The 25,914-nt window shown below is 55.1% G+C and carries 33 protein-coding genes and 1 tRNA gene; 28 read left to right on the top strand and 6 right to left on the bottom strand.

The window, feature by feature from the left end; genetic code table 11:
* Positions 1-506 precede the first annotated feature (506 nt).
* Together ACQE32_RS14235 and ACQE32_RS14240 are read left to right on the top strand one after the other, a co-directional pair.
* The gene (locus tag ACQE32_RS14235; RefSeq protein ID WP_427021972.1) at positions 507-746 is read left to right on the top strand and encodes a hypothetical protein; all 240 of its coding nucleotides are present in this window, start codon (positions 507-509) and stop codon (positions 744-746) included.
* A gap of 174 nt (positions 747-920) precedes the next feature.
* A complete protein-coding gene (locus ACQE32_RS14240) occupies positions 921-1,556 on the top strand; it encodes a hypothetical protein (protein ID WP_427021973.1) in 636 nt (211 codons plus the stop codon).
* Between the two features lie 36 nt (positions 1,557-1,592).
* On the opposite strand, the gene ACQE32_RS14245 is transcribed toward ACQE32_RS14240, so the two are convergent.
* On the bottom strand, positions 1,593-2,633 hold the full coding sequence (locus tag ACQE32_RS14245) for a phage portal protein (RefSeq protein ID WP_427021974.1): 1,041 nt from the start codon (positions 2,631-2,633) through the stop codon (positions 1,593-1,595).
* Complete coding sequence (locus tag ACQE32_RS14250) at positions 2,634-4,400, bottom strand: terminase ATPase subunit family protein (protein WP_427021975.1); 1,767 nt, start codon at positions 4,398-4,400, stop codon at positions 2,634-2,636.
* Between the two features lie 142 nt (positions 4,401-4,542).
* On the opposite strand from ACQE32_RS14250, the gene ACQE32_RS14255 reads away from it, so the two are divergent.
* From ACQE32_RS14255 to ACQE32_RS14305, 11 genes are all read left to right on the top strand, one after another.
* Positions 4,543-5,376, top strand: coding sequence for a GPO family capsid scaffolding protein (locus ACQE32_RS14255; protein ID WP_427021976.1), 834 nt, complete (start codon positions 4,543-4,545; stop codon positions 5,374-5,376).
* A 16-nt stretch (positions 5,377-5,392) separates the two neighbouring features.
* The gene (locus ACQE32_RS14260; RefSeq protein WP_427021977.1) at positions 5,393-6,448 is read left to right on the top strand and encodes a phage major capsid protein, P2 family; all 1,056 of its coding nucleotides are present in this window, start codon (positions 5,393-5,395) and stop codon (positions 6,446-6,448) included.
* A gap of 3 nt (positions 6,449-6,451) precedes the next feature.
* The gene (gene gpM, locus ACQE32_RS14265; RefSeq protein WP_427021978.1) at positions 6,452-7,102 is read left to right on the top strand and encodes a phage terminase small subunit; all 651 of its coding nucleotides are present in this window, start codon (positions 6,452-6,454) and stop codon (positions 7,100-7,102) included.
* A gap of 100 nt (positions 7,103-7,202) precedes the next feature.
* Positions 7,203-7,667 (top strand): head completion/stabilization protein, encoded by a 465-nt coding sequence (locus ACQE32_RS14270; RefSeq protein WP_427021979.1) that lies wholly within the window; start codon positions 7,203-7,205, stop codon positions 7,665-7,667.
* Positions 7,667-7,870 (top strand): tail protein X, encoded by a 204-nt coding sequence (locus ACQE32_RS14275; RefSeq protein WP_427021980.1) that lies wholly within the window; start codon positions 7,667-7,669, stop codon positions 7,868-7,870. Before ACQE32_RS14270 ends, ACQE32_RS14275 begins: the two co-directional genes overlap by 1 nt.
* A gap of 4 nt (positions 7,871-7,874) precedes the next feature.
* The gene (locus tag ACQE32_RS14280) at positions 7,875-8,090 is read left to right on the top strand and encodes an HP1 family phage holin (RefSeq protein WP_427021981.1); all 216 of its coding nucleotides are present in this window, start codon (positions 7,875-7,877) and stop codon (positions 8,088-8,090) included.
* Positions 8,071-8,583 (top strand): lysozyme, encoded by a 513-nt coding sequence (locus tag ACQE32_RS14285; RefSeq protein WP_427021982.1) that lies wholly within the window; start codon positions 8,071-8,073, stop codon positions 8,581-8,583. Before ACQE32_RS14280 ends, ACQE32_RS14285 begins: the two co-directional genes overlap by 20 nt.
* A complete protein-coding gene (lysB, locus tag ACQE32_RS14290) occupies positions 8,583-9,008 on the top strand; it encodes an Rz-like lysis system protein LysB (protein WP_427022042.1) in 426 nt (141 codons plus the stop codon). The genes ACQE32_RS14285 and lysB overlap by 1 nt, the downstream gene beginning before the upstream one ends.
* Complete coding sequence (lysC, locus tag ACQE32_RS14295; protein WP_427021983.1) at positions 8,899-9,141, top strand: Rz1-like lysis system protein LysC; 243 nt, start codon at positions 8,899-8,901, stop codon at positions 9,139-9,141. Before lysB ends, lysC begins: the two co-directional genes overlap by 110 nt.
* Positions 9,104-9,529: a phage tail protein gene (locus ACQE32_RS14300; RefSeq protein ID WP_427021984.1), complete on the top strand. Its 426-nt coding sequence runs from the start codon at positions 9,104-9,106 to the stop codon at positions 9,527-9,529. Before lysC ends, ACQE32_RS14300 begins: the two co-directional genes overlap by 38 nt.
* Complete coding sequence (locus ACQE32_RS14305; protein WP_427021985.1) at positions 9,529-9,972, top strand: phage virion morphogenesis protein; 444 nt, start codon at positions 9,529-9,531, stop codon at positions 9,970-9,972. Before ACQE32_RS14300 ends, ACQE32_RS14305 begins: the two co-directional genes overlap by 1 nt.
* Before the next feature lie 85 nt (positions 9,973-10,057).
* Here ACQE32_RS14305 and ACQE32_RS14310 read toward each other — a convergent pair whose 3' ends face one another.
* Together ACQE32_RS14310 and ACQE32_RS14315 are read right to left on the bottom strand one after the other, a co-directional pair.
* Entirely contained in the window at positions 10,058-10,897 is an 840-nt protein-coding gene (locus ACQE32_RS14310; protein WP_427021986.1) for a DUF4435 domain-containing protein, read from the bottom strand.
* On the bottom strand, positions 10,890-12,149 hold the full coding sequence (locus tag ACQE32_RS14315; protein WP_427021987.1) for an AAA family ATPase: 1,260 nt from the start codon (positions 12,147-12,149) through the stop codon (positions 10,890-10,892). The genes ACQE32_RS14310 and ACQE32_RS14315 overlap by 8 nt, the downstream gene beginning before the upstream one ends.
* Positions 12,150-12,248: 99 nt before the next feature.
* Here ACQE32_RS14315 and ACQE32_RS14320 point away from each other — a divergent pair, with 99 nt between their 5' ends.
* Genes ACQE32_RS14320 through ACQE32_RS14345 form a run of 6 tightly spaced genes read left to right on the top strand, consistent with a single transcriptional unit; the run spans position 12,249 to position 16,320 of the window.
* Positions 12,249-12,827 (top strand): phage baseplate assembly protein V, encoded by a 579-nt coding sequence (locus ACQE32_RS14320; protein ID WP_427021988.1) that lies wholly within the window; start codon positions 12,249-12,251, stop codon positions 12,825-12,827.
* Positions 12,824-13,183 (top strand): GPW/gp25 family protein, encoded by a 360-nt coding sequence (locus ACQE32_RS14325; protein ID WP_427021989.1) that lies wholly within the window; start codon positions 12,824-12,826, stop codon positions 13,181-13,183. The genes ACQE32_RS14320 and ACQE32_RS14325 overlap by 4 nt, the downstream gene beginning before the upstream one ends.
* Positions 13,170-14,090 (top strand): baseplate J/gp47 family protein, encoded by a 921-nt coding sequence (locus ACQE32_RS14330; protein ID WP_427021990.1) that lies wholly within the window; start codon positions 13,170-13,172, stop codon positions 14,088-14,090. The genes ACQE32_RS14325 and ACQE32_RS14330 overlap by 14 nt, the downstream gene beginning before the upstream one ends.
* Positions 14,087-14,701, top strand: a complete 615-nt coding sequence (locus tag ACQE32_RS14335; RefSeq protein ID WP_427021991.1) for a phage tail protein I — start codon at positions 14,087-14,089, stop codon at positions 14,699-14,701. Before ACQE32_RS14330 ends, ACQE32_RS14335 begins: the two co-directional genes overlap by 4 nt.
* Positions 14,698-15,894: a phage tail protein gene (locus ACQE32_RS14340; protein WP_427021992.1), complete on the top strand. Its 1,197-nt coding sequence runs from the start codon at positions 14,698-14,700 to the stop codon at positions 15,892-15,894. Before ACQE32_RS14335 ends, ACQE32_RS14340 begins: the two co-directional genes overlap by 4 nt.
* Positions 15,895-16,320: a tail fiber assembly protein gene (locus ACQE32_RS14345; RefSeq protein WP_427021993.1), complete on the top strand. Its 426-nt coding sequence runs from the start codon at positions 15,895-15,897 to the stop codon at positions 16,318-16,320.
* A gap of 83 nt (positions 16,321-16,403) precedes the next feature.
* Here ACQE32_RS14345 and ACQE32_RS14350 read toward each other — a convergent pair whose 3' ends face one another.
* Complete coding sequence (locus ACQE32_RS14350; protein WP_427021994.1) at positions 16,404-17,570, bottom strand: hypothetical protein; 1,167 nt, start codon at positions 17,568-17,570, stop codon at positions 16,404-16,406.
* Between the two features lie 223 nt (positions 17,571-17,793).
* Here ACQE32_RS14350 and ACQE32_RS14355 point away from each other — a divergent pair, with 223 nt between their 5' ends.
* The 8 genes from ACQE32_RS14355 to ACQE32_RS14390 all read left to right on the top strand — a co-directional run bounded on the left by ACQE32_RS14355 (position 17,794) and on the right by ACQE32_RS14390 (position 24,892).
* Positions 17,794-18,966, top strand: coding sequence for a phage tail sheath protein (locus ACQE32_RS14355; RefSeq protein WP_427021995.1), 1,173 nt, complete (start codon positions 17,794-17,796; stop codon positions 18,964-18,966).
* A gap of 12 nt (positions 18,967-18,978) precedes the next feature.
* Positions 18,979-19,494 (top strand): phage major tail tube protein, encoded by a 516-nt coding sequence (locus tag ACQE32_RS14360; protein WP_427021996.1) that lies wholly within the window; start codon positions 18,979-18,981, stop codon positions 19,492-19,494.
* 57 nt (positions 19,495-19,551) lie between these two features.
* Complete coding sequence (locus ACQE32_RS14365; RefSeq protein ID WP_427021997.1) at positions 19,552-19,875, top strand: phage tail assembly protein; 324 nt, start codon at positions 19,552-19,554, stop codon at positions 19,873-19,875.
* A 14-nt stretch (positions 19,876-19,889) separates the two neighbouring features.
* A complete protein-coding gene (locus ACQE32_RS14370) occupies positions 19,890-20,012 on the top strand; it encodes a GpE family phage tail protein (protein ID WP_084971544.1) in 123 nt (40 codons plus the stop codon).
* A complete protein-coding gene (locus ACQE32_RS14375; RefSeq protein WP_427021998.1) occupies positions 20,005-23,034 on the top strand; it encodes a phage tail tape measure protein in 3,030 nt (1,009 codons plus the stop codon). The genes ACQE32_RS14370 and ACQE32_RS14375 overlap by 8 nt, the downstream gene beginning before the upstream one ends.
* Positions 23,031-23,516, top strand: a complete 486-nt coding sequence (locus ACQE32_RS14380; RefSeq protein ID WP_427021999.1) for a phage tail protein — start codon at positions 23,031-23,033, stop codon at positions 23,514-23,516. The genes ACQE32_RS14375 and ACQE32_RS14380 overlap by 4 nt, the downstream gene beginning before the upstream one ends.
* Positions 23,517-23,521: 5 nt before the next feature.
* Positions 23,522-24,610, top strand: coding sequence for a phage late control D family protein (locus ACQE32_RS14385; protein ID WP_427022043.1), 1,089 nt, complete (start codon positions 23,522-23,524; stop codon positions 24,608-24,610).
* 63 nt (positions 24,611-24,673) lie between these two features.
* The gene (locus tag ACQE32_RS14390; RefSeq protein ID WP_427022000.1) at positions 24,674-24,892 is read left to right on the top strand and encodes an ogr/Delta-like zinc finger family protein; all 219 of its coding nucleotides are present in this window, start codon (positions 24,674-24,676) and stop codon (positions 24,890-24,892) included.
* Between the two features lie 143 nt (positions 24,893-25,035).
* Here the strand turns inward: ACQE32_RS14390 and ACQE32_RS14395 are convergent.
* Positions 25,036-25,111, bottom strand: a tRNA-Ile gene (locus ACQE32_RS14395).
* A 213-nt stretch (positions 25,112-25,324) separates the two neighbouring features.
* On the opposite strand from ACQE32_RS14395, the gene mug reads away from it, so the two are divergent.
* Positions 25,325-25,843, top strand: a complete 519-nt coding sequence (gene mug / locus ACQE32_RS14400) for a G/U mismatch-specific DNA glycosylase (protein ID WP_427022001.1) — start codon at positions 25,325-25,327, stop codon at positions 25,841-25,843.
* The last annotated feature ends 71 nt before the right edge of the window (positions 25,844-25,914 follow it).

Below are 25,914 nucleotides of genomic sequence, written 5' to 3' on the forward strand. Positions count from 1 at the left end.
ACATAAAGCGGGCAGGCGTGGCGGGGATACGAGCGCGCGCTAAAGGAGGCACAGGATCAAAATCTAGCGCACTTTGCAGGGCATAGACATTACATTGAATACGGGGTGAGGCTTAACAAGAGCCAATCTTATTGCGGCCTGCAGCGTAGCATTGAAGTGCAAAGCATAATTGAAGAGTATGGTTGGATATGATGCAGTTTGAGTTTATTGTAAGTGCTCCTAAAAACTTTAAGCAGTAAATTTTATCGTATTGGGCACATTTTGAACTTGATTAAATGCCCTACCAGAACTTAAGTTAAGTTAGCTTTTGAACACAATATGATGTGAATTAGTACTAAACCGTAAGTTATCCCAAATGGAACTATGATGGATGGGTTCTGTCTAAACTGTACAGAAAAGCGCTTCGAACGGTAGCGCATCTGTGCTAGACTTCGCCGCCCCTTGGGGCAGTACCTGTGACCGTCAAGAAGTACCGCGGTTCACGTGGGAAGGTTAAGGAGGTTTGTATGCCAGAATTAGTGATGAGAATGCTGGGTCTGAACGGTTATGTGGCTGGCGGTAAAGCTATGGCTGATCGTTTGAAAAAGTCAGGTGTTAAAGACATTAGTGTTGTTGGGCGCGGAGCAGTCGTTGTGCGTAACGAGAATGGTGAAAAGATGTCTCATTATCGCGCGGCAGCTAAGCGATTTGTCGAGCAGGACGCTCAGGCTGTTGCAGCCGGGAGCAAGGACAATGACGACGACTAAATGTTTGCATTACTTATAATTCCGTTGCTCGCTAGCGGACAGATAATAATTTCCTCTCCCTACCGAATCAGAACCTACTTTCGCTTACACCGATATGATGGCCAGCTTCTCTACATGAAGGTGGCCACATATGGCATATGGTGTCTGATAATATCTATCTTCGCTGCTTATCTTATGAAGTGGTTGATACCTGGTTTCACCTTAGCTACTTGGCTAACGACTTGGATGGACCTTAGTAATGATCCCAAAGAGAACCGGCTGGCTTCATGGCTAATACTTTTGTCTTTAAGTATGGTCATTACAGCTGTGGCTTGGACTCAGGCGGCAAGGTTCGGCATTCATCTTGCTGCTAACATACTGAGCGGCTTTAAGAACGATCAAGGCCAAGTAGAGTTTTTTAAACAAGTGATTAGGCTATCGGCATTAAAGGATTTGCTTTCGGATGGTTCTCTGGGGCAGCTATTTTTCGACTCAGCAACTAATGACCGACCAGTATTAGTGAGCTTGAAAAGTAGAAAAGTTTACGTGGGCACTGTGAACATGATTAGCGAACCAAATGAAAAACAGGGGCCTAATCTAGAGGTGTCAATTAACCCGATAATGTCCGGATACAGAGAAAAGGACAATCTTAGAGTCCTTTTTTCAAATGATTACAGCGAGTTAAAAGACGTGGATACAAGCGTAATTTTCCCGATGAGTGAAGTGGCTCAAGCGTCTTGGTTCGATATGGATACCCATGAAAAGGTAGACAACAACCGTGAACAGAAACCTGTGTCTAACAGGAAAAGTAAGCGTCAGAATCGACGCTAAATTAAAGCCCGGCTTAGCCGGGCTTTTTTATGCCTGTCATTCAGCATCCAGCACGTACGGACTGAACCGGATCACTTCTTCACCCAGCCAGCTGTTTAATTCCTCCAGGCGTTTCTGCAGGGGAATAAGTTCATTGCGAACGAACACGCGACTGGCCTTCTCCACGTCGCCAAATCCGCCGGTGTTGTTCGGGATAATCCCCATCATCTGCGGCGGTACGCGGTGCGCGGCCATCATGTCATCCCGTGACACGTTCTTGATATTCAGAAACTCATCCTTTGCCGCCACCTCTGACAGCGGGATTATTTGAATCCCATCCTTTTTCCCGCTCGGTGAGTACATAAACAGGTTACGGAAATTGCCCGGCCCCTTCGCGCTTCGCATCGCCTTGCGCATACTGTCCACGTCCTCCTGGCTCTGCGCCGGATCGGTTACGTACATGATGAAGCCCGCATGGCTGCCGTTAAGGTAATACTTCCGGCGGAACAGGGTGGCCGACTCATTCAGCAGGGTGGACGGAATGGCGGACAGGTATTCCGGCAGGCCGTAAATTTCCTGGTTTAAATCCGGCTCCATCAGGTGAAAAACGCTGCCTGGCGTGAACTGGTATGGCTGCGTGGTCAGGCCGTACTGCACAAACCAGTAGGTGTCCAAATCGGTGCCGCGCCGGGTGTACTTCGCCAGCGCAGGCTCCAGCGACAGCAGACCACCCAGGCGGTTGGTGCGCTTCTCCAGATAGGCATTACCAAACACCAGATAATCCTGCACGAAGCGGCTGAAAGCCTGCTGACTGAGCAGCGGATGCGGGATAAAGGTGCTGGTCAGAATGTTACGCTTCACGTTAATCGGTGAGCTGTGATGCACGGCGGCGCGGAACGTGCGTGCCAGCCCGTCAAAACTCACCGGCGGCTCATACCAGCGGTCCATTACCACGCATTCCACATAGTCCAGCAGTTCGCGGCGATCGAGAACCGGCACCGGGTCGCCAAAGGTGAACGCTTCTGCCGCCGGTGCGCCGGTCATTTTTCCCGGCTGGCTGACCGGCTGCGTGCGGGCGCGGCTTTTTCGTTTGCTCATTTAACAGATCTCCATAATGTTGCGGGTATGGGCCGCTTCGCCCTGCAGGGGTTCGTTTGCCAGCGCGTGCATGGTCGCCCAGGCGAGGTCCGCATGGCTGGCTTCCTCGCTGCGGCTGGCTTCATAGGTGGGACGGTTACCGCTGGCCGTGACGGCTTTGCGGATCGCCATGAATGACTGCGCGATGTCGAGGTGCCCGGCGTCAAACTCCAGCCGCTGATGGCTGATAATGTCGTACGCCTTCAGCACCAGGGCGTTTTTCACGTTCGGGTTGTAGACGAACTCCTTCACCGCCGGGAAAAACATCTTCACGTTTTCATACACGCCCAGGCCGACGCCGGTGGAGTCGATGCCGATATAGGTCACGTTGTACTGCTGCGTCAGCTTTCTGATGGCTTCCGCCTGGGCGCGGAAGTCCATGCCGCGCCACTGATGGCGCTCCAGAATGCGAAATTTGCCGCCCGGCACGGCAGGCGGGGCGATCACCACGCACCCGGCGCTGTCGCCGTTCTGCGTGCCTTTGGCCGGGTCGTAGCCTATCCAGACTTCCCGGAAGCCGAACGGGCGCAGGGCCAGCGCCTCAAAATCAGTCCAGACTTCCCAGCTGTCCACCATGCACGCCTGCAGCAGCGTGAGCGGGAACACGGACGCCAGGTCGTCCACAAACTCACACATCAGCAGGTTCTGGTATTCCGGCGGGCTGTACTCCAGGCGCAGCTGGTCAAGGTCGAACAGGTTACAGCCGCCGCGCACCGCGTCCTCCACGGTGACAATCTGGCGGAACTGGCCGTCATCGCAGAAACGGCCCGGCGACAGGTTCGGGTGCGTCAGGTCAATGTCCACGCGATCGGCTTTGGCGCGGCCCCGGTTGAACAGAGCGCCGGACCAGAACGGATAGGCGCTGTGGGTCAGGCTGGACGGCGTGGAAAAGTAGGTCTGTCGCCATTTTTTGTGCAGCGCCATACCGGACGCCACCTTGCGCAGTTCCTGAAATTTCGGTATCCAGAAATATTCATCCAGATACAGGTTGCCGTGATAGCTCTGCGCGGTGCGGGCGTTGGTGCCCAGAAAGTACAGGCACGCGCCATTGCTGAGCGTCATCGGGTCGCCTTTCAGTTCCACGTCCACTTCTTTGACAAACTCAATGATGTACTGCTTAAAGACGTGCGCCTGCGCCTTACTGGCCGACAGGAAAATCTGGTTGCGCCCGGTGGTCAGCGCATCAATCAGCGCCTCGCGGGCAAAGTAGAAGGTGGCGCCAATCTGGCGCGACTTCAGCACGTTGCGGATACGATGCTTGTTACCCGCGTCCCACCACTGGCGCTGATATCCGAACATCGAGCCGTGAAAAATCTCCTGCAGTTTCTCGATCTGTTCGTCTGAAAACACATTTTTCTCCGGCGGCTTACGCGGTCCGCTGTTGCGGTTCGCCACCTTCGGGTTCAGGTCCGCTTCGTTCCCGCCGTTGCTGAATTTGCCGATGCGGGCATGGCGCTCGGACTGGCGCGCCAGCAGGTCAATTTCCTTGAAGTCTTTCCCTTCTTTCTGCTCCTTCATGATGAGCTGGCAGTAACGCGCAGCCGTGGTGAGCTGCATCTGGTCAAGCGGGCCATAGTCGCCCCACTTGTCGCGCTTCTTCCAGCTGTGAACGGTCGCAGGCTTCTCTCCCAGCATTTCAGCAATGCGGGCGATACGATATCCCTGAAAGTACAGGAGCATGGCCTGCCTGCGGGGATCGAGGTCGTCGGGCGTCATCATCGTAGTCATGGGCACAAAATACGGTCCCGCCGCCTGCTTTTCTGCCGCCGTGCTTTGTGTGGTTTTTCACACAATGTTCCCGCGTTGTTTCAGGCACCCTTCCGCCGCAAACATAGGGCCTCACGAGATTTGCCTCAACGGAGCCTGACCTATGGCAGTGAAAGCAAAGCGTTTCCGGATCGGGGTGGAAGGTGCCACCACGGACGGACGCGAAATCCAGCGCGACTGGCTGGAAGAGATGGCGGCGAACTATGACCCGAAGGTCTACACCGCCGTGATCAACATGGAACACATCAAGGGCTACACGCCTGACAGCCCGTTCCGCCGCTTTGGCGTGGTGGATGCGCTGGACACGGAAGAAATCCAGGGTGGTCTGCTGGACGGCAAGCTGGGCCTGTTTGCCACCATTTCCCCGACCGACGAGCTGGTCACCATGACCGGGAAAATGCAGAAGCTGTTTACCTCAATGGAAGTCGCGCCGAAGTTTGCCGACACCGGCAAAGCCTACCTGATTGGCCTGGCGGTGACCGACGACCCGGCGAGCCTCGGCACCGAAATGCTGGCCTTCAGCGCCAGCGCCGCGCAGAACCCGCTGGCGAACCGCAAAAAGCACCCGGACAACCTGTTTACCGTCGCTACCGAAGCCAATATCGAGCTGGAAGAGGTGCCGGACGACAGGCCGGGCCTGTTTGCCAGCGTCACCGCGCTGTTCCGTAAAAAGCAGCAGTCTGACGATGCGCGCTTTTCGGACGTGCATCAGGCGGTGGAGCTGATCGCCACCGAACACCAGGACTACAGCGCCCGCACTGATGCCGCCCTGCAGGAGCAGGCAGCACGCACCGGCGAGCTGGAAGCCGAACTGAATGAATACAAAGCCGCGTTTGATGCGTTGCAGGAACAGCTGAGCCGTCAGGACAGCCGCAACGACTATCGCCAGCGCGCACCGGGCGGCGACGCACCGGCAGGCACCCTGACCAATTGCTGATGGAGCAACAGATCCAATGAAAAAGAATACCCGCTTTGCCTTTAACGCCTACCTGACGCAGCTGGCCCGCCTGAACGGCGTGGAGATTGCCGAGCTGTCCAGCAAGTTCAGCGTGGAGCCGTCCGTGGCGCAGACGCTGGAGGACCAGATCCAGCAATCCACCGCGTTCCTGACCCTGATTAACGTCATGGGCGTGGCGGAGCAGTCCGGCCAGCTGCTGGGCCTCGGCGTGGGCAGCACCATTGCAGGCACCACCGACACCACGACGAAAGAGCGTGAGCCGACCGACCCGACGCTGATGGCGGACGTGGAATACAAATGCGAGCAGACCAACTTTGACACCGTGCTGACCTACGCGAAGCTGGATCTGTGGGCCAAGTTTCAGGACTTCCAGGTGCGCATCCGTGACGCCATCGTGAAGCGCCAGGCGCTGGACCGCATCATGATCGGCTTTAACGGTGTGAAGCGCGCCAAAACCTCTGACCGTGCCGCAAACCCGCTGCTGCAGGACGTTAACAAGGGCTGGCTACAGAAAATCCGCGAGGATGCGCCGGATAACGTCATAGGCAGTAGCACCCAGGACGGCGTGACCACGGCGGACCCGGTGAAAGTGGGCAGGGGCGGCACCTACGCCAACCTGGACGCGCTGGTGATGGATGCGGTGAACGAACTGATTGACCCAATTTTCCAGGACGATGACGGACTGGTGGGGGTCTGCGGGCGTGAACTGCTGTCCGATAAGTATTTCCCGCTGGTTAACAGCGACCAGGCCAACACGGAGAAACTGGCCGCCGACCTCATTATCAGCCAGAAGCGCATGGGCGGCCTGCAGGCAGTACGTGCGCCGTTCTTCCCGGCGAATGCCGTGCTGATTACCCGTCTGGATAACCTGTCGATTTACTGGCAGGAGGAGACCCGCCGCCGCTCGGTTATCGACAATCCGAAACGCGATCGCATCGAAAACTTTGAGTCGGTTAACGAGGCGTACGTGGTGGAGGACTACCGCTGCGCCGCGCTGGTTGAAAACATCACCACCGGCGACTTCAGCGCGCCAGATGATACCGGAGCGTAACGCATGAGCCTGAGTCCCGCACGGCAGCACCGCCTGCGCATTCAGGCCGAACAGGCCGCCCGTCAGGGCGGCAGCGTTCGCCATGCAAAGGGCTATGACCTGATGCTGATGCAGCTGGGTGAAGACCGCCGCCGCCTCAAGGGCGTCCAGTCCACGGTCAAGAAAGCCGAAATCAAGCAGGAAGTGCTGCCCAAATATGCCCACTGGGTGGACGGCGTGCTGGCCGCCAACGGCGCGCAGCAGGATGACGTGCTGATGTACGTGATGCTCTGGCGCATCGATGCCGGGGACTATGCCGGGGCGCTGCTGATTGGCCGCCATGCGCTGAAGCACGGCTGGGTGATGCCGCAGGGCTTTAACCGCAACGTGCAGACGCTGTTGGCAGAGGAAATGGCCGACGCGGCAAAGGCGGCGCTGCTGGCTGATGCCCCGTTTGACGCCGGGCTGCTGATGCAGACGCTGGACGCCGTGGGAACGCTGGATATGCCGGACCAGTCCCGCGCCCGCCTGCACAAGTCGCTGGGCTGGCTGCTGCGTGAACGCGATCCCGAACCTGCCCTTAACCACTTAAAAACCGCCCTGCAGCTGGACGAGCGCTGCGGAGTGAAAAAAGACATTGAACAGCTGGAGCGCCGACTGCGCAACGCCAGCTGATAACCGGACGTGCCCACGCGCGGGGCGGCACGGGATGGCGACAGGCATGGCCTTATCAAAACCCCGTCCACCGCCCAACTAATTCAGGAGAACCACGGCAATGAACTTTGTAGCGCCGGAGCAGGCACCGGACACGCCGGAAATTATCGAAAACACGCCGTTCTGGCCGGACCTTAACCTGGCGGATTTTCGCAGCGCCATGCGAACGGACGGCACCGTAACCGCGCCCCGTCTGCGTCAGGTGGTGCTGACCGCCATTTCTGAAGTGAACGCGGAGCTGTACGACTACCGCAGCCGCCAGCAACAGCTGGGCTATGCGTCGCTGGCAGCGGTTCCGGCAGAAAAGCTGGCCGGACAGAGCCAGCGCGTTCATCACTACCGCAACGCGGTGTGGTGCTGGACGCGGGCGGTGCTGAACGAGCGTTATCAGGACTATGACGCCACGGCGGCAGGCGTGAAGCGCGGGGAGGCGCTGGAGGATGCCTCGGGCGACCTGTGGCGGGATGCGCGCTGGGCCATCAGCCGCGTGCAGGACCGGCCGCACAGCATCGTGGAGCTTATCTGATGAAAGTGCGTGCGCAGCAATATGACACGGTGGATGCACTTTGCTGGCGTCACTACGGGCGCACGCAGGGGCTGACGGAGCTGGTGCTGCAGGCGAATCCGGGGCTGGCTTCACACGGCCCCTTTTTACCCCACGGGCTGGAGGTGGAGCTACCGGACGTTACGCCTGCAACCACTGCGCAGACCGTACAGCTTTGGGACTGAAACCATGACAACAGAACGAGTCAGCGCGTTTATCACCTGGTGCATCGCGGTGGCGATGGCCTGGCTGGGTGAGATGTCGCTGAAAGATATTTCCACGATTGTGGGGCTGGCGCTGGGCGTGCTGATGACGCTTATCAGCTGGTACTACAAGCGCAAAACCTACCAGCTGCTGGAAAGCGGACGCATCAGCCGGAGCGACTATGAATCTACAAACCGTTAAGCGCTGCACGATGGGCGTGGTGCTGGCGCTCGCCGCCACGCTGCCGGGCTTTCAGCAGCTGCACACCTCGGTGGAGGGGCTGAAGCTGATTGCCGATTTTGAGGGCTGCAGACTGCAGCCGTACCAGTGCAGCGCGGGGAAGTGGACGGACGGGATCGGCAATACCCACGGCGTGGTGCCGGGCAGCGCCATCACGGAGCGGCAGGCGGCGGAAAGCCTGATTACCAATGTGCTGCGCACGGAGGCGGCGCTGAGCCGGTGCATCGTCACGCAGCTGCCGCAGCACGTTTATGATGCTGTGGTGTCGTTTGCGTTCAACGTGGGCACCGGCAACGCCTGCGGATCCACGCTGGTGAAGCTGCTGAATCAGCGCCGCTGGGCGGATGCCTGCCGTCAGCTGCCGCGCTGGGTTTACGTGAACGGCGTGTTCAATCGGGGGCTGGATAACCGCCGTGGGCGGGAAATGGCCTGGTGCCTGAAGGGGGCGGTGTGATGCGCGTACTGGTGGCCGTGCTGCTGATGGCGATCGCGGCAATGTGTGTGCAGACGTGGCGGCTGGACAGGGCTGAGCAGCAAAGCCGCAGCCAGAAAAATGCGCTGACTGCGCTGGAAGCGAAGCTGAACCAGAAAAACAGCCAGCTGATTGCCCTGAATATCCTGACGCAGATCAACAGCCGAGAGCAGACCCGGCTTTATGCGGCAGCCGAAGAAACCCGTGCGCTGCTGCAGACGCGCCAGCGCCATATCGAGGACCTGACCCTTGAAAATGAAGCCTATCGCCGCTGGGATGCTGCCCCTTTGCCTGCTGTTGCTGTCCGGCTGCGCCAGCGACCGGCCATCACCGGAGGTCAGTCTTACCGTGACTGGCTGTCCCAGAATAACGCGCTGCCACCTGCCGGAAGCCGCCCCGCGCAGTAACGGCGATCTGATGCGCCTGCTGGATGAGACGGAAGCCGCCTGGGCAAACTGCGCGGACAAGGTGGACACCATAGTGAACTGTCAGGAAAAAGACGATGAACAAACCGCAGTCCTTACGCCACGCCCTGAATAAGTCGGTGCCCTACGTGCGGGAAAACCCGGACCGGCTGCACCTGTTTGTGGATAACGGTTCGCTGGTCGCCACTTCTGCTGCGTCGATTTCATGGGAGTACCGCTACACCCTGAACGTGGTGGTGACGGATTTCACCGGTGACCAGAACCTGCTGATGGCACCCATTCTGTACTGGCTGCGGGATAATCAGCCGGATGCGCTGCAGAACCCTGACGAGCGGGAAAAGCTGTTTACCTTTGAAGTGGACATTCTGGGCAACGGTGCCTGTGACCTCAGTCTGAACCTGAAGCTGACGGAGCGGGTGCTGGCGCGGGAAGTTGACGGACAGATGCAGGTTAAAGCCGTGCCGGAGCCAGACGAGCCGGAAGAATACTGGACGGGCCGCTGATGGACGAACTGCAAAAGATTGACGACTGGCTGGCCGCGCTGCTGGCAAATCTGGAACCGGCAGCACGTACCCGAATGCTGCGCGAAGTGGCGCGGGACGTGCGTCGCATTCAGCAGCAAAATATCACCGCGCAAAGGGCGCCGGACGGAACGGCATGGGAACCACGCCGCATGACCGCCAGGACGAAGCAGGGCCGCATCCGGCGCAAGATGTTCACGAAGCTGAAAACGGCGAAATATCTGAAGGCGAAGGCAAATGCAGAATGCGCCGAAATTAGTTTTATATCTAATGTGCAACGGATCGCCAGAGTTCACCATTTTGGCTTGCGTGAAAAAATAAATAATAGCGGTATAAAGGTAAAATACAATAAACGGACGCTTTTAGGTATTAATGAAGAGGTTAAGCTAAACATCGTGCAAAGTCTTTTGATGTGGTTTGATTGATCTTTTTTGTTAATCATGATCTGTTTCTTGGTTTTATAATGGACTTTAGGGAAAGAAGCACTACATTGTCTGTAGTGCTGGTTTTTTATAATTGTATGTTATTGGTTATTGAATGATAGTATTCATATTCTCGATGAGTAGCGTTGAATTTGCTTTCAAAAATGGTTATGAAATTAGAATAAAGGGATTCGGTTGAAATAGATGGCTTCTTCCCAAAACGCGCAGCCTGAATGCTTATTAACTTAGCTGCTGCTGAGAAAAAGAAATGCCCTCTTAACCAGAGGAAATGTTTTAATCCATGGGAGTTTATTTCGTTTTCAATGGCTGCGTCATCATAACCTACTAGGTTAGGTTTTATTTGATTAATAAAAGATTCAATTTTTTCCTCACATAAATAACATGATGCTGAGTTTTTCATGAATCTTGTTGCATTATCACCAACCACAGATATCCCACATCTATGTTTTTGGTTGAAGATATCTAACTGGACAAGTTTACGGGTTTTTTGGTCAATGTCAGTTAACCATTCCATAATTTTTAAGCTTTCAGCTTGCTGCGATTTTAACTTTGCAATGTTTTTAATTATTAATTTAATGCTTGCTTGATCAATGTAAGTGTTTTCTATGGCGTAGCCATATGTTCTTAATATACGCGGGTGTTTCTTTTGATTACTATCAAATAATGTTAAATCTGAATCACATGCTACAATGACTTTTAAATCATCGTTGATTATAGAATCCATATAGCTAAAAAGTCGTGTACTTCCACCAACATCTTGAACTTCAAATGTAAGGTCTGTCGTTTCCTTAAGTACTTTCTCCCAGAAACAAATGTCATCTGGACCTTCAACATAAACGATATAATCACTTTGGTAAAATAAATTTAAGATATTCTCAGCTTCAAGAGAATGGTTTAGCTCATCCATGGACTAATTTCTCCATATCGAAAATAGATCCTCGGTATTTCGATGCTACTTCAGGTGAATGTGTTGCTGCGATAACTTGTGCGTTTGGATTTAATTTTTTTATTGCAGGTATGATGTTTTTTTGCCATGCAATGTGAAGCGATAGTTCGGGTTCGTCAGTCAGATATATATATGTCTGACTTTGTTGTAATAACGTCTCGATAAAAAGTATAAGTAACTGCTTTTCACCCGATGATAAATTATGGTGAGTGATCTTTCCATGCGCGTTGTTTATTGATAATTCACCGCTGGTGAAAGTGAATTTTTTATCAATAATGAATTCCTGTAGTGTTTCGAGGAAAAGTACTATCGGCGAAAATATTTCACGGGTTTTATCCTCTGCCTTGAGAGACATAGTGATTATTCGCTGGGTCTTCCTTAAAGCCTCAAGGGAACTGTAATCAATGGCTATTGTATCATTCTTTTTTGTTTTATTATTTATTTCTTGAAAGGTTTTATCAATAGTTTCAACGTGGTAATTTATTTTCTTTTTTATTTCATTATCAATGGCATTAAGTTGCGTGTACGCTGATATTAGATTTTTTCTTTCTTCGTCTTTATTAAAGCGCCATTTGAAATGTCGGTCCTCACTATCTTCCTGTGAGTATAGAATAGAGGCTAAAACTTCTTTTTGAAGATCTAAAGCAACTTCTCTTGCCTTTTGTGTAAGATCTAATTGATATTTAGTTAAATTTAGGAGTAACTGATTTAATCTATAATCAACAGGATTTATGAACTTAACTCCTGATATATCTCTAATTTCCAAATCTTCTCCGCTTCTGAGTCTATACACAGAAAGCGAAGATAATGATACAAGTTTATTTAACTCAGCTTTGAGAACTTCAACTTCTTGTTGATATCTCCTTTTCATAGAGTACGGGTAGCGTCTGTCATCACCAATGGCATGAACTGAATATTTTTTGTTTGAGATTTGATATTCAAAAGAAGGAAAAGATTTTAGAACATTGTCATGTTTATTGACCTTTATTGTTTTTATCTTATTTTTTTCTTTCAGTTTAATTTCCACTGAGCTGAAATCGTTATCATTTATATTTTCAAGTTCAACTGCTAATACAGCATGCAATATATTCATGAAGGTGGTTTTGCCCGTGCCATTCCGACCGATTACGATAGTGACATCATTATTAAATGAGCACTCGGCCTTTAGCCTTTTCCAAAAACCATTGATGGTAACACTTTGTAAAGTATACATATTATCCCTTTTGATATGTAGCAGGCAGCTTTGATTGTGCTACCGCTCTTACAAGGCATACATTATTACAAATTCAATCATTAAGTCCATGATGAGTGAATGGAACATAAAATTACTGAAATCATGCGCCTTATCACCAACCTGATCCGCACCGGCATTGTTTCGGACGTGGACCGGGACAACTGGCTGTGCCGGGTGAAAACGGGCGACCTCGAAACTAACTGGATTAACTGGCTGACTCTGCGCGCCGGCAGCACCCGCACATGGTGGGCACCGACCGTGGGGGAACAGGTTGTACTGCTGAGCCTCGGCGGCAATCTGGAAACCGCCTTTGCACTGCCCGCCATTTATTCCGATACCTTCCCGCCGCCATCAGATTCCGAAGAGGCCAGCGTGACCGAATACCCGGACGGCGGCTGGTTTGAATATGACCCGGCCAGACATCGCTGGCTGATTAAGGGCGTGCGGAACGTGGTGATAGAGGGTGCCGAAAATATGGAGCTGAACACGAAGCGCTTTGCGCTTAACGCTGAGCAGGCAGAAATCAACGCGGACATGACCATTAATGGTGGCGTGATGCAGAGCGGCGGCGCCATGAGTTCTAACGGCGTCATTGTGGACGATCATGATCACGGTGGCGTTGAACGTGGCAGCAGCAGAACGGACGGGCCGAAATGACAATGTATCTCGGCATGAACCAGCAGACCGGCAGGGCGCTGACGGACACCGACCATATCCGGCAGTCGGTCCGCGACATTCTGGTGACCCCGCAGGGTAGCCGTATCGCCCGGCGTGAATATGGCTCGATGCTGTTTGCCCTGATGGACCAGCCGCAGAACGATGCGCTGAACCTGCAGCTGATGGCCGCCATCTACGCCGCGCTGAGCCGCTGGGAACCGCGTATCAGGCTCAGTGCCCTGCAGGTCAGCCGCAACTATGACGGCTCCCTGCAGGTGGAATTAACCGGGCAGCGTGCGGACGGTTCGCCGCTGGCCATGAACGTCTCAACGGGAGGAAACCGTGGCGGTAATTGACCTTTCACAGCTGCCCGCGCCGGAAGTGGTGGAGGTGCCGGACTTTGAGACGCTGCTGGCGGAACGCAAGGCGGCATTTATTGCCCTGTACCCGGCTGATGAGCAGGAGGCGGTGCGCCGCACGCTGGCGCTGGAGTCTGAACCGGTGGTTAAGCTACTGCAGGAAAATGCCTACCGGGAAATCCTGCTGCGCCAGCGTATCAACGAAGCCGCGCAGGCGGTGATGGTGGCTTACGCGCTCGGCAGCGATCTGGACCAGCTGGCGGCGAATTACAACCTGAAGCGCCTGACCATTACCCCGGCGGACCCGGAGGCTATCCCGCCGGTTGAAGCGGAGATGGAAACGGACGATGACCTGCGCCTGCGCGTGCCGGATGCCTTTGAAGGGCTGAGCGTGGCCGGACCGAAAGCGGCCTATGAGTTTTACGCCAAGAGTGCGGACGGGCGTGTGGCGGACGTATCGGCAACCAGCCCGGCCCCGGCGGAGGTGTTAATTACCGTACTGAGCCGGGAAGGGGACGGCACGGCACCGGCTGACCTGCTGACTGTCGTGGACAGCGCGCTGAATGACGAAAGCGTGCGCCCGGTGGCGGACCGCGTGACGGTGCAGGGCGCTGAGATATTCCCGTACCGCGTGGAGGCCAGGCTGCACCTTTATGACGGTGTGGTGGCCGGTCCCTGTCTGGACGCCGCTAACGCGGCGCTGGCCGCCTACCTGAAAGAGCAGGCGAAGCTGGGGCGCAGCGTACGCCAGGACTCTTACGGGGCAGTGCTGCGCGTGGCTGGCGTGGACTGGGTGGAAATGGTCGAACCGGCCCGCGACATCATCATGGACCGCACGCAGGCAGGTTACTGCACCGGCACGCTGATAACGGTGGCGGGTGACGCTGCAGGGGGAACGGTATGAGCCTGAATAACAGTCTGCTACCGCCGGGTTCGTCTGCCACTGAGCGCAGGCTGGCCGCTGCCTGCAGCGATCTGTCCGGGCTGAAGGTGCCGCTGCGTGAACTGTGGAACCCGGCAACCTGCCCGGTAAAGTTTTTGCCGTACCTCGCCTGGGCATTTTCGGTGGACCGCTGGGATGAGAGCTGGGCGGAGAGCGTCAAGCGCAAGGTGGTACAGGATGCGTTTTACATCCATCAGCACAAGGGAACCATCAGCGCGGTGCGCCGTGTGGTTGAGCCGTTCGGCTTTCTTATCCGCGTTATTGAATGGTGGCAGAACGGCGAGGCACCCGGCACCTTCCGGCTGGATATTGGCGTGCAGGAGCAGGGCATCACGGAGGAAACCTATCAGGAGCTGGAGCGCCTGATAAGCGATGCCCGCCCGTGCAGCCGTCACCTGCTGGGCATGTCTATCAACCTGCAGGTAAGCGGCGAAACCGTTATGGCTGCAGGCAGTTATGACGGTGACGATCTCACCGTTTACCCGTACACACCTGAACTGATTACCGTCAGCGGACCGCTTTATGGCGGCGCGGCGATCCATGTTATTGACCTGATGGAAGTGGGACCATGACACAAAAATATTATGCAATCGTGACCAACCTCGGCGCCGCAAAGATTGCCAACGCCGCCGCGCTGGGCACAAAGCTGAACATTACCCAGATGGCTGTAGGTGACGGCGGCGGCTCATTGCCCACGCCGGACGCCAGCCAGACACGCCTGGTTAACGAAGTGCGCCGCGCTGCGATTAACTCCCTGAGCGTGGACACGGCCAACGCCAGCCAGATTATTGCTGAGCAGGTTATCCCGGAAACAGAGGGGGGCTTCTGGATCAGGGAAATGGGGCTGTTCGATGCAGAGGGGACGCTGATTGCGGTCTGTAACACGCCGGAAACCTACAAGCCCGCGCTGCAGGAGGGAAGCGGCCGCACGCAGACCGTGCGTATGATTTTAATCGTGAACAGTACCGACGCTATTACGCTGAAGATTGACCCGTCCGTGGTGCTGGCAACGCGGAAGTATGTGGATGATAAAGCGATCGAGGTGCGCGCCTATGCTGACAGCCTGATGGCGAAACATCTTGCTGCCGCCGATCCGCATTCGCAGTATGCGCCAAAGGTCAGCCCGACCTTTACCGGTACGCCGAAAGCGCCGACTGCGGCGGCTGGTAATAACTCCACGCAGCTGGCAAACACAGCGTTTGTGGCCGCCGCGCTTTCTGCGCTGGCCGGTGCGGCACCTGCCACGCTGGACACGCTGAAAGAACTGGCCGATGCGCTGGGCAATGACCCGAATTTCTCCGCTACGGTGCTGAACAAGCTGGCCGGGAAAATGGATATTACGAAGAACGGCAGCGATATTGCCGACGTGGCGGCGTTTCTTAAAAACTTAGGCCTGGGCGATGCGGCAAAAAGAAACGTGGGCACAGGGCTGAATCAAATCCCGGATATGTCTGCCTTTGACTTCACAAAAGGCAATCCGCTGAGTTACCAGTTACCGGGCGGGCTGATTCTCAAGGCAGGATACAGCCCGATCCCTGCAACAGAATACACAAAATCCGTTACCTTTCCGGTGGCGTTCCCGAATGCCTGTATTGCCGCCGGGGCGCTGAGCGTGGAAGAAAGCACCAGTATTTACGCATTTCCTCAGTGTGTGGCGCGTGCAGCAGGCGGCATAATGATTGCCGTTTACGGTGCAAATGCAGGAACTACGCCAAACGTTAACACAACAGCGGTCACGGTATCGTGGATCGCAGTGGGGTACTAAATGGCTATTTATTTCAGCGCAACGACGCTGTGGTTTTACGACGACAGCGACAAAGAAAAATACGCCGCCGGTATTGGCTGGCCTGATGACGCAACCAGAATCAGTGATAAGGAATGGAAGCAGTACAGCCAGCCCGCGCCGGCAGGGTTAAGGCTGGGTGCCAGCGATGCGGGCAGGCCGGAATGGCAGGAAATACCGCCACCGACTGCCGCGCAGATTATCGCCTCTGCGGAAGCCAAAAAGGCGGCATTACGAGCTGAGGCTGATGCGGTCATCATGCCGCTGGATGATGCGGTTTCACTCGGCATAGCAACGGATGACGAGACAGACACCTATAATCGCTGGCGTAAATACCGCGTTTTGCTTAACCGTGTTGATACCGGCGCCGGGCTGAATATCAGCTGGCCGGACAAGCCTCTAAAATAAAAGGTGATTCTGCGCTTTTTTAGTTTTAAGATGAAAGGCCGTTTTCCAAAATCTACGGCCTTATTATTTGGTGCCCTTTTATCTTATCGTTGCCATTTTAATAAAGAATCCTTGTTTAAGATAATGCATTTTTTCGTTGAGCTTTGAAGTTTTTTACGCAATCCATCATCAAATTCTTTATCTCCTAGCTGATAATTCATACTTTCTTTTAAAATGGCAGGTATATTTTTAGGGCAGATAAGGCTGATGTCCCCCAATGTAAAGAGATTGACTCCTTCAAATGTGTGAAATTTTTTATCTTTACTTTCTGAAAATTCCCATGCTTTCCCTGAAAACATTTCAGTAGGATATTTCTCAACTGGGACAGCATAGCGATAAATCGTAAGATCCATAACGCCAGACAATTTCATTGTCATGTTAATTATCATTACAGGTATAATCGGTAAGAGACTGGATGTCAGGGCTAAGGTTATTAATATTGATGAAAGGAATGCGGTTAACCTTTTTAGTAATCCAGTTTTTACTCCTGAAAATACCATGAGCGGGATAAGGGTTAACATAATAATAAGAGATGTCAGGCCGAATAACCAAAAGGCTTCCTTTAGGTTTCCTGTTCCATCAGGAAATTTCAGTGTTTTCATTATTAAACCTAATGGGAAAATAAATAAGCAAGATACCAATCCAAGCAGTGCTGGTTTAAAGAAATTAATAATGGTGATGAATGATAGCTTGTCATAACCTGATAAAAGACCCGATCGAAGTGATACAGTCTTTCTATTAAATAAATAAGTTAACGCAACGCAAACGACGATATTGATTATAAAAAATACAGGCGCAACAGACTGTTTTCCAATTGCCATTTCTATTTTTGTAAGGTGGTAAGCGCCTCCCCAAAAAATAGCAGCTGCAATCAACGAGCTTAGCGCCAAAGCCAATGTATATCCGCGCTCTATTTTTTTATAATCACTATAATTTTTTAATTCTGTATGAAAAATAAGTGGTGGAATAATTGAGGGGATATAAAAAACAGAGCAAAAAAGCAAGATGCTTATTATTGAATAAAAGGCAACGAAATTTAATATTTCTTTAAAGCTGATTATTTGTAAGAATATATCTTGTCTTCCTATGCGATAAAGGAAAACCCATATAAAGAAAGTAGATATAGCTATAATTATAAATGACGGTGTCAATATAGATATAAGAGCTGTTTTTATAGCGTTTGATTTGGAAACCTGAGAAATTTCTGCCATATGTATTTTCCTATACCATAAAAATATTGTTCGCGTGTTATTTCTCCTTTAAAAGGATATGCATTAATAACTCTAATGATATTTTGAATCAATGTTTATTTTGCAACTCTACATTTTTTATTTTTTTCAATACGTTGTCTCATCATTCACACAATAGCAAATGTGTGACTATGGTCCTGTAAGCCGTGAACATAGCAAAACCCCTTAACAGGAGATTTGCTACATGGCAGACGATTATCATCACGGCGTGCGCGTTACGGAAATTAACGAAGGCACCCGCACCATTTCAACGGTAAGTACCGCGATTGTGGGCATGGTCTGTACCGCAGACGATGCCGACGCGGCAACCTTCCCGCTGAATACCCCCGTTTTACTCACCGACGTGCTGACCGCCAGCGGCAAAGCCGGGGAGTCCGGCACGCTGGCGCGTTCGCTTGATGCGATCGGTGGCCAGGCCAAACCCGTGACTGTGGTTGTGCGCGTGGCGCAGGGCGAAACCGAAGCGGAAACCACGTCCAACATCATCGGCGGCGTGACCGCAGACGGCAAACGCACCGGCATGAAAGCGCTGCTGACCGCACAGGCCAAATGCGGCGTTAAACCGCGCATCCTCGGCGTACCCGGCCATGATACGCAGGCGGTGGCAACGGAGCTGCTGAGCGTGGCGCAGAGCCTGCGCGGCTTTGCCTACCTGTCCGCCTACGGTTGTAAGACCGTGGAAGAGGCGATCGCGTATCGCGCCAACTTCAGCCAGCGCGAAGGGATGCTTATCTGGCCGGATTTCATCAACTTTGACACCGTGCTGAACGCGGACGCCACGGCTTATGCCACTGCCCGTGCGCTCGGCCTGCGTGCTCAAATTGACCAGCAGACCGGCTGGCACAAAACCCTGTCCAACGTGGGCGTGAACGGCGTCACCGGCATTTCCGCAGACGTCTTCTGGGACCTGCAGGACCCGGCAACGGATGCGGGCCTGCTGAACCAGAACGACATTACCACGCTGATCCGCCAGGACGGCTTCCGCTTCTGGGGTTCCCGCTGCCTGAGTGACGATCCGCTGTTTGCCTTTGAGAACTATACCCGCACGGCGCAGGTGCTGAAAGACACGATGGCGGAGGCGCAGATGTGGTCGGTGGACGGCACGCTGAACCCGTCGCTGGCCCGCGACATTATCGAAAGCATTCGCGCCAAACTGCGCAGCCTGGTCAGCCAAGGCTATCTCATCGGCGCCGACTGCTGGCTGGATGAGAGCGTGAACGACAAGGACACGCTCAAGGCGGGCAAACTCACCATTGACTATGACTACACGCCGGTGCCGCCGCTGGAAAACCTGATGCTGCGCCAGCGCATCACGGACCAGTATCTGGTGAATTTTGCCAGCCAGGTCAGCGCGTAAGGAGAAAAACAGATGGCATTACCCCGCAAGCTGAAACACCTGAACCTGTTTAACGACGGGAACAACTGGATGGGCATCGTGGAATCGCTGACCCTGCCGAAATTTACCCGCAAGTTTGAAAAATACCGTGGCGGCGGGATGCCGGGCGCGGTGGACATTGATATGGGGCTGGATGACGGCGCGCTGGATACGGAATTTACCATCGGCGGCACGGAGCTGCTGCTGTTCAAACAGATGGGCGCCGCTACGGCGGACGGCATTCAGCTGCGCTTTACCGGCTCCATTCAGACGGACAGCACCGGTGAGGTGCAGGCGGTGGAGCTGGTCGTACGCGGTCGCCATAAGGAGGTGGATTCCGGCGAGTGGAAAACCGGCGAGAGCAACAGCACCAAAGTGTCCGGCACCAACAGCTACGCGAAGCTGACCATTAACGGCGAGGTGCTGTACGAAGTTGACCTGGTGAACATGGTCGAAATCGTGGGCGGCACGGACCTGATGGAAAAACACAAAAGCGCCCTTGGCCTCTGATAACCCCGGCAGGGGAAGCCCTGCCGCTGCATAACTTATTTTTCAGGACATAAAACGATGACAGAGATTAAAAACGACGCCGTACCGCAGCCGCAGCAGAAAACCCTCACCCTGGACACGCCGGTGACGCGTGGCAAAGAGCAGATTACCAGCGTGACCCTGCGTAAGCCGCAGTCCGGCGCACTGCGCGGCACCCGCCTGCAGGCGCTGATGGATATGGACGTGAACGCGATGATGACGGTTATCCCGCGCATCAGCCAGCCCGCGCTGCAGCCGCATGAGATTGCCGAAATGGACCCTGCCGACCTGCTTTCGCTGTCGGTGGAGGTGGTCACTTTTTTGTTGCCGAAGTCGGTGCTGTCGGATTTCCCGACGAACTGACGGTGGATGACCTGGTGGCGGACATCGCTACCATTTTTCACTGGCCGCCGTCCGTCACTGACGTGATGCCGCTTACCGAAGTGCTGGAGTGGCGGCATAAAGCGATATTGCGAAGCGGAGCCGGTGACGATGAGTGACACAAACCTGCGGCTGCAGGTGGTTTTAAACGCGGTGGATAAAATCACCCGTCCTTTCCGAAACGCGCAGGCCGGTTCCAAGGAGCTGGCCGCCGCGCTGAAAGCCAGTAAAGACACCCTGAAATCCCTGAACGAGCAGGCCGGAAAAATCGATGGGTTCCGCAAAACCCGTTCACAGCTTGCCATCACCGAAAAGAATCTGGCTGGTGCCCGGCAGGAGGCGGCGGCGCTGGCAACGCAGTTTGCCGCCACCAACCGCCCCACGGCACAGCAGGCCCGGCTGCTGGAGCAGGCAAAGAACCGCGCCAGCGAGCTGCAGCAGAAATATAACGGGCTGCGCCTGTCGGTGCAGCGCCAGCGTGAGGCCCTGAACGCCGCCGGTATCGATACAAAACAGCTGAGCGCCGCGCAGCGTCGCCTGAAAACCGACGCGGAAGCCGCCAGCGGTGCCCTCGAACGCCAGCAGGCGGCGCTGAAAAAGCTGGGGGAACGCCAGAAAAAACTGAACGCCATCCGGGCGCAGCGGGACAGGGGAATGGCCGCCCGGGACCGGCTGGCCGGAGGCGGTACCACGATAGCCGCCACGGGTGTGGCGATGGGCGCACCGGTGCTGGCCGCCGTAAAAGGCTATGCGGACATGGAAGATGCGATGAAAGGCGTGGCAAAACAGGTCAGCGGCCTGCGCGACAACAACGGCAACCGCACCGCGCAGTTTTATGACATGCAGAAGGCCATCAAGGCAGCCAGTGAGCAGTTGCCGATGGAAAACGGGGCCGTGGATTATGCCGCGCTGGTTGAGGGCGGCGCACGTATGGGCGTGACAAACCCGGCGGATTCCTACGAGAACCAGAAGCGCGATCTGCTGGCGTTCGCCTCCACGGCGGCCAAAGCCTCAACCGCCTTCGAGCTGCCTGCGGATGAGCTGGCGGAGGGGCTCGGGAAAATTGCCGGGCTGTATAAAATCCCCACGCGCAACATCGAGCAGCTGGGCGACGCGCTGAACTACCTGGACGATAACGCCATGTCCAAAGGCGCGGACATTATCGACGTCCTGCAGCGCATGGGCGGTGTGGCGGACCGGCTGGACTATCGCAAGGCCGCCGCGCTCGGCTCCACGTTCCTGTCGCTGGGTGCCGCGCCGGAAGTAGCCGCCAGCGCCGCCAACGCTATGGTGCGCGAGCTGTCGATCGCCACCATGCAGGGCAAGTCGTTCATGGCAGGCATGGACCTGCTGAAGCTTGACCCGAAAAAGATTGAAAAGCAGATGACCACGGACGCGATGGGCACTATTCAGCGCGTGCTGGAAAAAGTGAATGCCCTGCCACAGGACAAGCGCCTGTCTGCCATGACCATGCTGTTTGGTAAGGAGTTTGGCGACGATGGCGCGAAGCTTGCCAACAACCTGCCGGAGCTGCGCCGCCAGTTACAACTGACGGCAGGCAGTGCTGCCTACGGCTCCATGCAGAAAGAATCGGACATTAACAAGGATTCGGTTTCTGCGCAGTGGATGCTGGTAAAGGCCGGAATGGCTAACACCCTGAGTGGCCTGGGCGAAACGCTGCGCCCGCAGCTGATGGAAATGATGGATATGTTCAAGAAGGTGACCGGCAGCGTGCGGCGCTGGGTGGAGGAAAACCCGCAGCTTGCAGGCACCACCATGAAAATCGCCGCCGTGGCCGCGATCGTGACCACGGCGCTGGGCGTCCTCGGCGTGGCAATGGCCGCCGTGCTGGGGCCGTTCGTGATGTTCCGGTTCGGCGTCAGAATGCTGGGCGGCAGCGCCGGGTCAAAAATGGGCGCGGTGCTGGGCGGGCTGGGTAAGGCGTTTGAAAAGCTGGCACCGGGGATCGGCCTGTCCGCCGGTGGTCTGAAAAAGCTGTTCGGTGTTTTCACCGGCGGCGAGGCAGGCGAATCGCTGGACGTTATCGGCAAAATCCGCGAGGCGCTGGGGTCGCTGGGCGGCGGTGACGATGACGACGAGGGCGGCGTGCTGGATGCCTTCCGCGAAGGGGCAATGGAAAAGGTGAAAGAGAAGGCGCAGGAAGCAGGCGGCGCGCTGGTCAGCAATTTCCGTCATCCGGTGCAGGCGGTTAAGGCGCTGGGGTCACACATCCGGGGGCTGGCAACGGCACCGTTTGCCGCGCTGGGGTCGGCCCTTGCCGGTGTGCGTACCGCGCTCGGCGTGGTCGGCAACGGAATAGTGTGGCTGGGGCGGCTGATGCTGGCAAACCCGATTCTGGCCGTGGTGGGGCTAATTGCGATGGCGGCGCTGTATATCTGGCAGAACTGGGAAACACTGGGGCCAAAATTTGCGGCGCTGTGGGTCACCATCCGCGATGGTGCGGTTGGTGCATGGAATACCATCACCACCTGGATAAGCACCAAATGGAATGAAATCACGGCAGACCTCAAGGCGCTGCCCGCCCGCTTTCAGGAAGCCGGTGCGCAGATGATTGATGCCCTGATGGCGGGCATCAGCCAGAAATGGGAGGCACTGAAAAGTAAGCTGACGTCGCTGAACAGCTACCTGCCGGACTGGATGAAGCCGGATACCGCAAGCGGCAATGGCACAGCGGGTAAACCTGAGGCCCTGCAGAAAAGCGGCTTTGCCGGGCTGTATGACAGCGGCGGGTTTATTCCGTCCGGGCAGTTCGGCATCGTCGGCGAGAACGGGCCGGAAATCGTGAACGGTCCTGCCCGTATTACCAGCCGCAGGCGCACCGCCGCGCTGGCCGCCACGGCAGCGCTGGTTATGGGAAGTGCCGCTATGCCTGTCGCTGCGCGTCCGCTGCATCCGATGAGCCTGCCGGTAAAGCCCGGGGCAACGGTAAAAACAGTCAGTGCCGGAAGCAGCCCGGCACCCGCCGTGAATATTCATGCCCCGATTACCATTGTGCAGCAGCCGGGGCAGAGCGCACAGGACGTGGTGGCAGAGGTGATGCGCCAGCTGGAGGCAAAAGAGCGGCAGGCGCAGGCCCGCGCCCGCAGCAGTTACCGTGACCGGGGAGGATTTGACGAATGATGATGACGCTGGGTTTGTTTGTTTTCATGCTGAAAACGGTGCCGTATCAGGAGCTGCAGTATCAGCGCAGCTGGCGCTTTCCCACCAACAGCCGCGTGGGTCTGCGCCCGTCCGCGCAGTTTCTGGGACCGGACACCGACACGCTGACGCTGACCGGCACGCTGCTGCCGGAAATTACCGGCGGCAGGCTGTCGCTGTTTGCGCTGGAGCAGATGGCGGAGCTGGGCAAGGCGTGGCCGCTGATTGAGGGCAGCGGCACCATCTTTGGCATGTTCGTGATCGAGAGCCTGAACCAGACGCGGGCGGAGTTTTTCAGCAACGGGGCCTGTAGGCGCATTGAGTTCACGCTGACGCTAAAACGGGTGGATGAGTCGCTGGGCGAGATGTTCGGCAGCCTGAGTGACCAGCTTGCAACCATGCAGAAAGCCGCGACCGGCGCGGCAGGAAAAGCGTCTGCCGCCGTGGGAGGGCTGTTCCAGTGAGCGCAATGCAATGGATAACCGGCACGGCCAGCGCGCCAGCCTTTCGCCTGAAGATGGACGGCGCCGACATCACGCAGCGCATTGAAAAGCGGCTGATTAGCCTGACGCTGACGGATAATCGGGGCTTTGAGGCGGACCAGCTGGACATCGAGCTGGATGACGCGGACGGCCAGCTGCAGCTGCCACGCCGGGGCGTTCAGCTTAATCTGGCGCTGGGCTGGCAGGGCGAGCCGCTTATTTCCAAAGGTTCTTACACCGTGGACGAAATCGAACACACCGGCACGCCGGACCGGCTGATACTGCGCGCCCGCAGCGCGGATTTCCGCGACACGCTCAATACCCGGCGCGAAAAGTCATGGCACAAAACCACCGTGGGCGACATGGTGAAAGAGATCGCCGCCAGGCATAAGCTGGACCCGGCGCTGGGTGAAGATATGGCAAAGATGACGATCGATCACCTGGACCAGACCAACGAGTCAGATGCCAGTTTTCTGATGCGCCTGGCGCGCCAGTGCGGGGCGCTGGCCTGCGTGAAGAACGGAAAACTGCTGTTTATCCGGCAGGGGCAGGGCAGGACGGCCAGCGGTAAACCCCTGCCGGTTATCACGCTGACCCGTTCGGCGGGCGACAGTCACCGCTTTACCCTGGCGGACCGTGACGCCTACACCGGCGTGATTGCCAGCTGGCTGCATACCCGTGAACCGGCCAAAAAGGAAACCACGAAAGTTAAGCGGAAGCGGAAAAGCACCACTAAGAAAAAGGAGCCGGAGGCAAAGCAGGGAGATTATCTTATCGGCACGGATGAGAACGTGCTGGTACTGAGCCGGACCTATGCCAGCCGCAACAATGCAGAGCGGGCGGCAAAGATGCAGTGGGAGCGGCTGCAGCGCGGCGTGGCAACGTTCTCGATACAGCTGGCACGGGGTCGCGCAGATCTCTACACGGAAATGCCGGTGAAGGTCAGCGGCTTCAAAAAGCAGGTGGACGGCAGCAGCTGGATTATTACCACACTGACGCACAGCCTGAGCAGCGACGGCGGTTTTACCACCAGTCTGGAACTGGAAGTGAAGATTGATAGCCTCGAAATGAGATGATGACTATCTCAATATGGTTGATTTGTGTATTATTCATCTCAATTGTGTTTAAGGAGCATTGTTATGATGAATTGTCCGTTGTGTGGTAATGCTGCACATACACGCAGCAGCTTTCAAGTATCAAAGACGACAAAAGAACGTTATAACCAGTGTCAAAACATCAATTGCGGTTGTACGTTTAAATCTCATGAAACGGTTGCTGAAATTATTATGAAACCAGGAACTATAAAGCCGGTTCCACCACACCCAGATCGCAGCTTACAAGGCTCGCTCTGGATGTAAAAACCTTAACCAGACCCGCTAAGGCGGGTTTTTTTATGCCATTAGAAAAAAATCTGCTGCCATTTTGCTGCCAATAAGGTTTTAGCCAACAAAAAAGCCACTCCGAAGAGTGGCTCTAGGTTGCTGATTTAACAGCTAAAATTTGGTGGCCCCTGCTGGACTTGAACCAGCGACCAAGCGATTATGAGTCGCCTGCTCTAACCACTGAGCTAAGGGGCCTGTGGAGCGGGATTATAAAGGAACTTGGCGGGGCAATCCAGCAATCGCTAATCGGTTGGCGCTTTTTGCAGCAATTCAATCGATTGAAATATCTTCATTTCTTCTCTTGTCAATCATGCTACAAGATGCGTCGCAAAAGAGTACCTGTTACAGGCCTTGTTGATAATAATGAGCCACAATAAGCGGGTACTAATGAACTACAGGAGAGCAGGGATGAGTGAACACACCATTACCGATATTATTGCGCCCGGCCTGCGGGTGGTCTTCTGCGGCATCAATCCAGGCAAATCTTCGGCTCATACCGGTTATCACTTTGCTTATCCCGGTAACCGTTTCTGGAAAACGCTCTGGCTGGCCGGTTTTACCGAGCGTCAGTTAAAACCGGAAGAAGAGCTTAAGCTGCTGGATACCCGCTGCGGTATTACCATGCTGGTAGAAAGGCCAACTAAAGAGGCCAGCGAGCTTTCGTCGGAAGAGCTGCGGGAAGGCGGCAAATCATTGATTGAGAAAATTCAGCACTATCAGCCTGACGCGCTGGCGGTACTGGGCAAGGAGGCGTTTAAAAAGGCGTTCCGCCAAAGCAAGGTAGAGTGGGGCAAGCAGGAGATCACCGTGGGTGAAACAGAAATATGGGTGCTACCGAATCCCAGCGGGCTTAATCGTGCAACCCAGGAGAAACTCACGGAAGCCTATAAGGATCTGGAGCAAGCGCTGGCAGTACGTGGGCAGTAATTATATGCTGACAGGTACAGGGCGTCAGGCACACTGTCAGCTCTGTTTAAACGCGTTGGTTTACCCGCTGG

It is taken from the genome of Pantoea sp. FN0302 (genome assembly GCF_050113775.1).
GTDB lineage: Bacteria > Pseudomonadota > Gammaproteobacteria > Enterobacterales > Enterobacteriaceae > Mixta > Mixta alhagi.

Excerpts from the sequence above, each read along its gene's own strand:
- ACQE32_RS14235 (WP_427021972.1), top strand. The coding sequence starts at position 507 with ATGCCAGAATTAGTGATGAGAATGCTGGGTCTGAACGGTTATGTGGCT.
- ACQE32_RS14240 (WP_427021973.1), top strand. The coding sequence starts at position 921 with ATGAAGTGGTTGATACCTGGTTTCACCTTAGCTACTTGGCTAACGACT.
- ACQE32_RS14245 (WP_427021974.1), bottom strand. The coding sequence starts at position 2,633 with ATGAGCAAACGAAAAAGCCGCGCCCGCACGCAGCCGGTCAGCCAGCCG.
- ACQE32_RS14250 (WP_427021975.1), bottom strand. The coding sequence starts at position 4,400 with ATGACTACGATGATGACGCCCGACGACCTCGATCCCCGCAGGCAGGCC.
- ACQE32_RS14255 (WP_427021976.1), top strand. The coding sequence starts at position 4,543 with ATGGCAGTGAAAGCAAAGCGTTTCCGGATCGGGGTGGAAGGTGCCACC.
- ACQE32_RS14260 (WP_427021977.1), top strand. The coding sequence starts at position 5,393 with ATGAAAAAGAATACCCGCTTTGCCTTTAACGCCTACCTGACGCAGCTG.
- gpM (WP_427021978.1), top strand. The coding sequence starts at position 6,452 with ATGAGCCTGAGTCCCGCACGGCAGCACCGCCTGCGCATTCAGGCCGAA.
- ACQE32_RS14270 (WP_427021979.1), top strand. The coding sequence starts at position 7,203 with ATGAACTTTGTAGCGCCGGAGCAGGCACCGGACACGCCGGAAATTATC.
- ACQE32_RS14275 (WP_427021980.1), top strand. The coding sequence starts at position 7,667 with ATGAAAGTGCGTGCGCAGCAATATGACACGGTGGATGCACTTTGCTGG.
- ACQE32_RS14280 (WP_427021981.1), top strand. The coding sequence starts at position 7,875 with ATGACAACAGAACGAGTCAGCGCGTTTATCACCTGGTGCATCGCGGTG.
- ACQE32_RS14285 (WP_427021982.1), top strand. The coding sequence starts at position 8,071 with ATGAATCTACAAACCGTTAAGCGCTGCACGATGGGCGTGGTGCTGGCG.
- lysB (WP_427022042.1), top strand. The coding sequence starts at position 8,583 with ATGCGCGTACTGGTGGCCGTGCTGCTGATGGCGATCGCGGCAATGTGT.
- ACQE32_RS14300 (WP_427021984.1), top strand. The coding sequence starts at position 9,104 with ATGAACAAACCGCAGTCCTTACGCCACGCCCTGAATAAGTCGGTGCCC.
- ACQE32_RS14305 (WP_427021985.1), top strand. The coding sequence starts at position 9,529 with ATGGACGAACTGCAAAAGATTGACGACTGGCTGGCCGCGCTGCTGGCA.
- ACQE32_RS14310 (WP_427021986.1), bottom strand. The coding sequence starts at position 10,897 with ATGGATGAGCTAAACCATTCTCTTGAAGCTGAGAATATCTTAAATTTA.
- ACQE32_RS14315 (WP_427021987.1), bottom strand. The coding sequence starts at position 12,149 with ATGTATACTTTACAAAGTGTTACCATCAATGGTTTTTGGAAAAGGCTA.
- ACQE32_RS14320 (WP_427021988.1), top strand. The coding sequence starts at position 12,249 with ATGGAACATAAAATTACTGAAATCATGCGCCTTATCACCAACCTGATC.
- ACQE32_RS14325 (WP_427021989.1), top strand. The coding sequence starts at position 12,824 with ATGACAATGTATCTCGGCATGAACCAGCAGACCGGCAGGGCGCTGACG.
- ACQE32_RS14335 (WP_427021991.1), top strand. The coding sequence starts at position 14,087 with ATGAGCCTGAATAACAGTCTGCTACCGCCGGGTTCGTCTGCCACTGAG.
- ACQE32_RS14340 (WP_427021992.1), top strand. The coding sequence starts at position 14,698 with ATGACACAAAAATATTATGCAATCGTGACCAACCTCGGCGCCGCAAAG.
- ACQE32_RS14345 (WP_427021993.1), top strand. The coding sequence starts at position 15,895 with ATGGCTATTTATTTCAGCGCAACGACGCTGTGGTTTTACGACGACAGC.
- ACQE32_RS14350 (WP_427021994.1), bottom strand. The coding sequence starts at position 17,570 with ATGGCAGAAATTTCTCAGGTTTCCAAATCAAACGCTATAAAAACAGCT.
- ACQE32_RS14355 (WP_427021995.1), top strand. The coding sequence starts at position 17,794 with ATGGCAGACGATTATCATCACGGCGTGCGCGTTACGGAAATTAACGAA.
- ACQE32_RS14360 (WP_427021996.1), top strand. The coding sequence starts at position 18,979 with ATGGCATTACCCCGCAAGCTGAAACACCTGAACCTGTTTAACGACGGG.
- ACQE32_RS14365 (WP_427021997.1), top strand. The coding sequence starts at position 19,552 with ATGACAGAGATTAAAAACGACGCCGTACCGCAGCCGCAGCAGAAAACC.
- ACQE32_RS14375 (WP_427021998.1), top strand. The coding sequence starts at position 20,005 with ATGAGTGACACAAACCTGCGGCTGCAGGTGGTTTTAAACGCGGTGGAT.
- ACQE32_RS14380 (WP_427021999.1), top strand. The coding sequence starts at position 23,031 with ATGATGATGACGCTGGGTTTGTTTGTTTTCATGCTGAAAACGGTGCCG.
- ACQE32_RS14385 (WP_427022043.1), top strand. The coding sequence starts at position 23,522 with ATGCAATGGATAACCGGCACGGCCAGCGCGCCAGCCTTTCGCCTGAAG.
- ACQE32_RS14390 (WP_427022000.1), top strand. The coding sequence starts at position 24,674 with ATGATGAATTGTCCGTTGTGTGGTAATGCTGCACATACACGCAGCAGC.
- mug (WP_427022001.1), top strand. The coding sequence starts at position 25,325 with ATGAGTGAACACACCATTACCGATATTATTGCGCCCGGCCTGCGGGTG.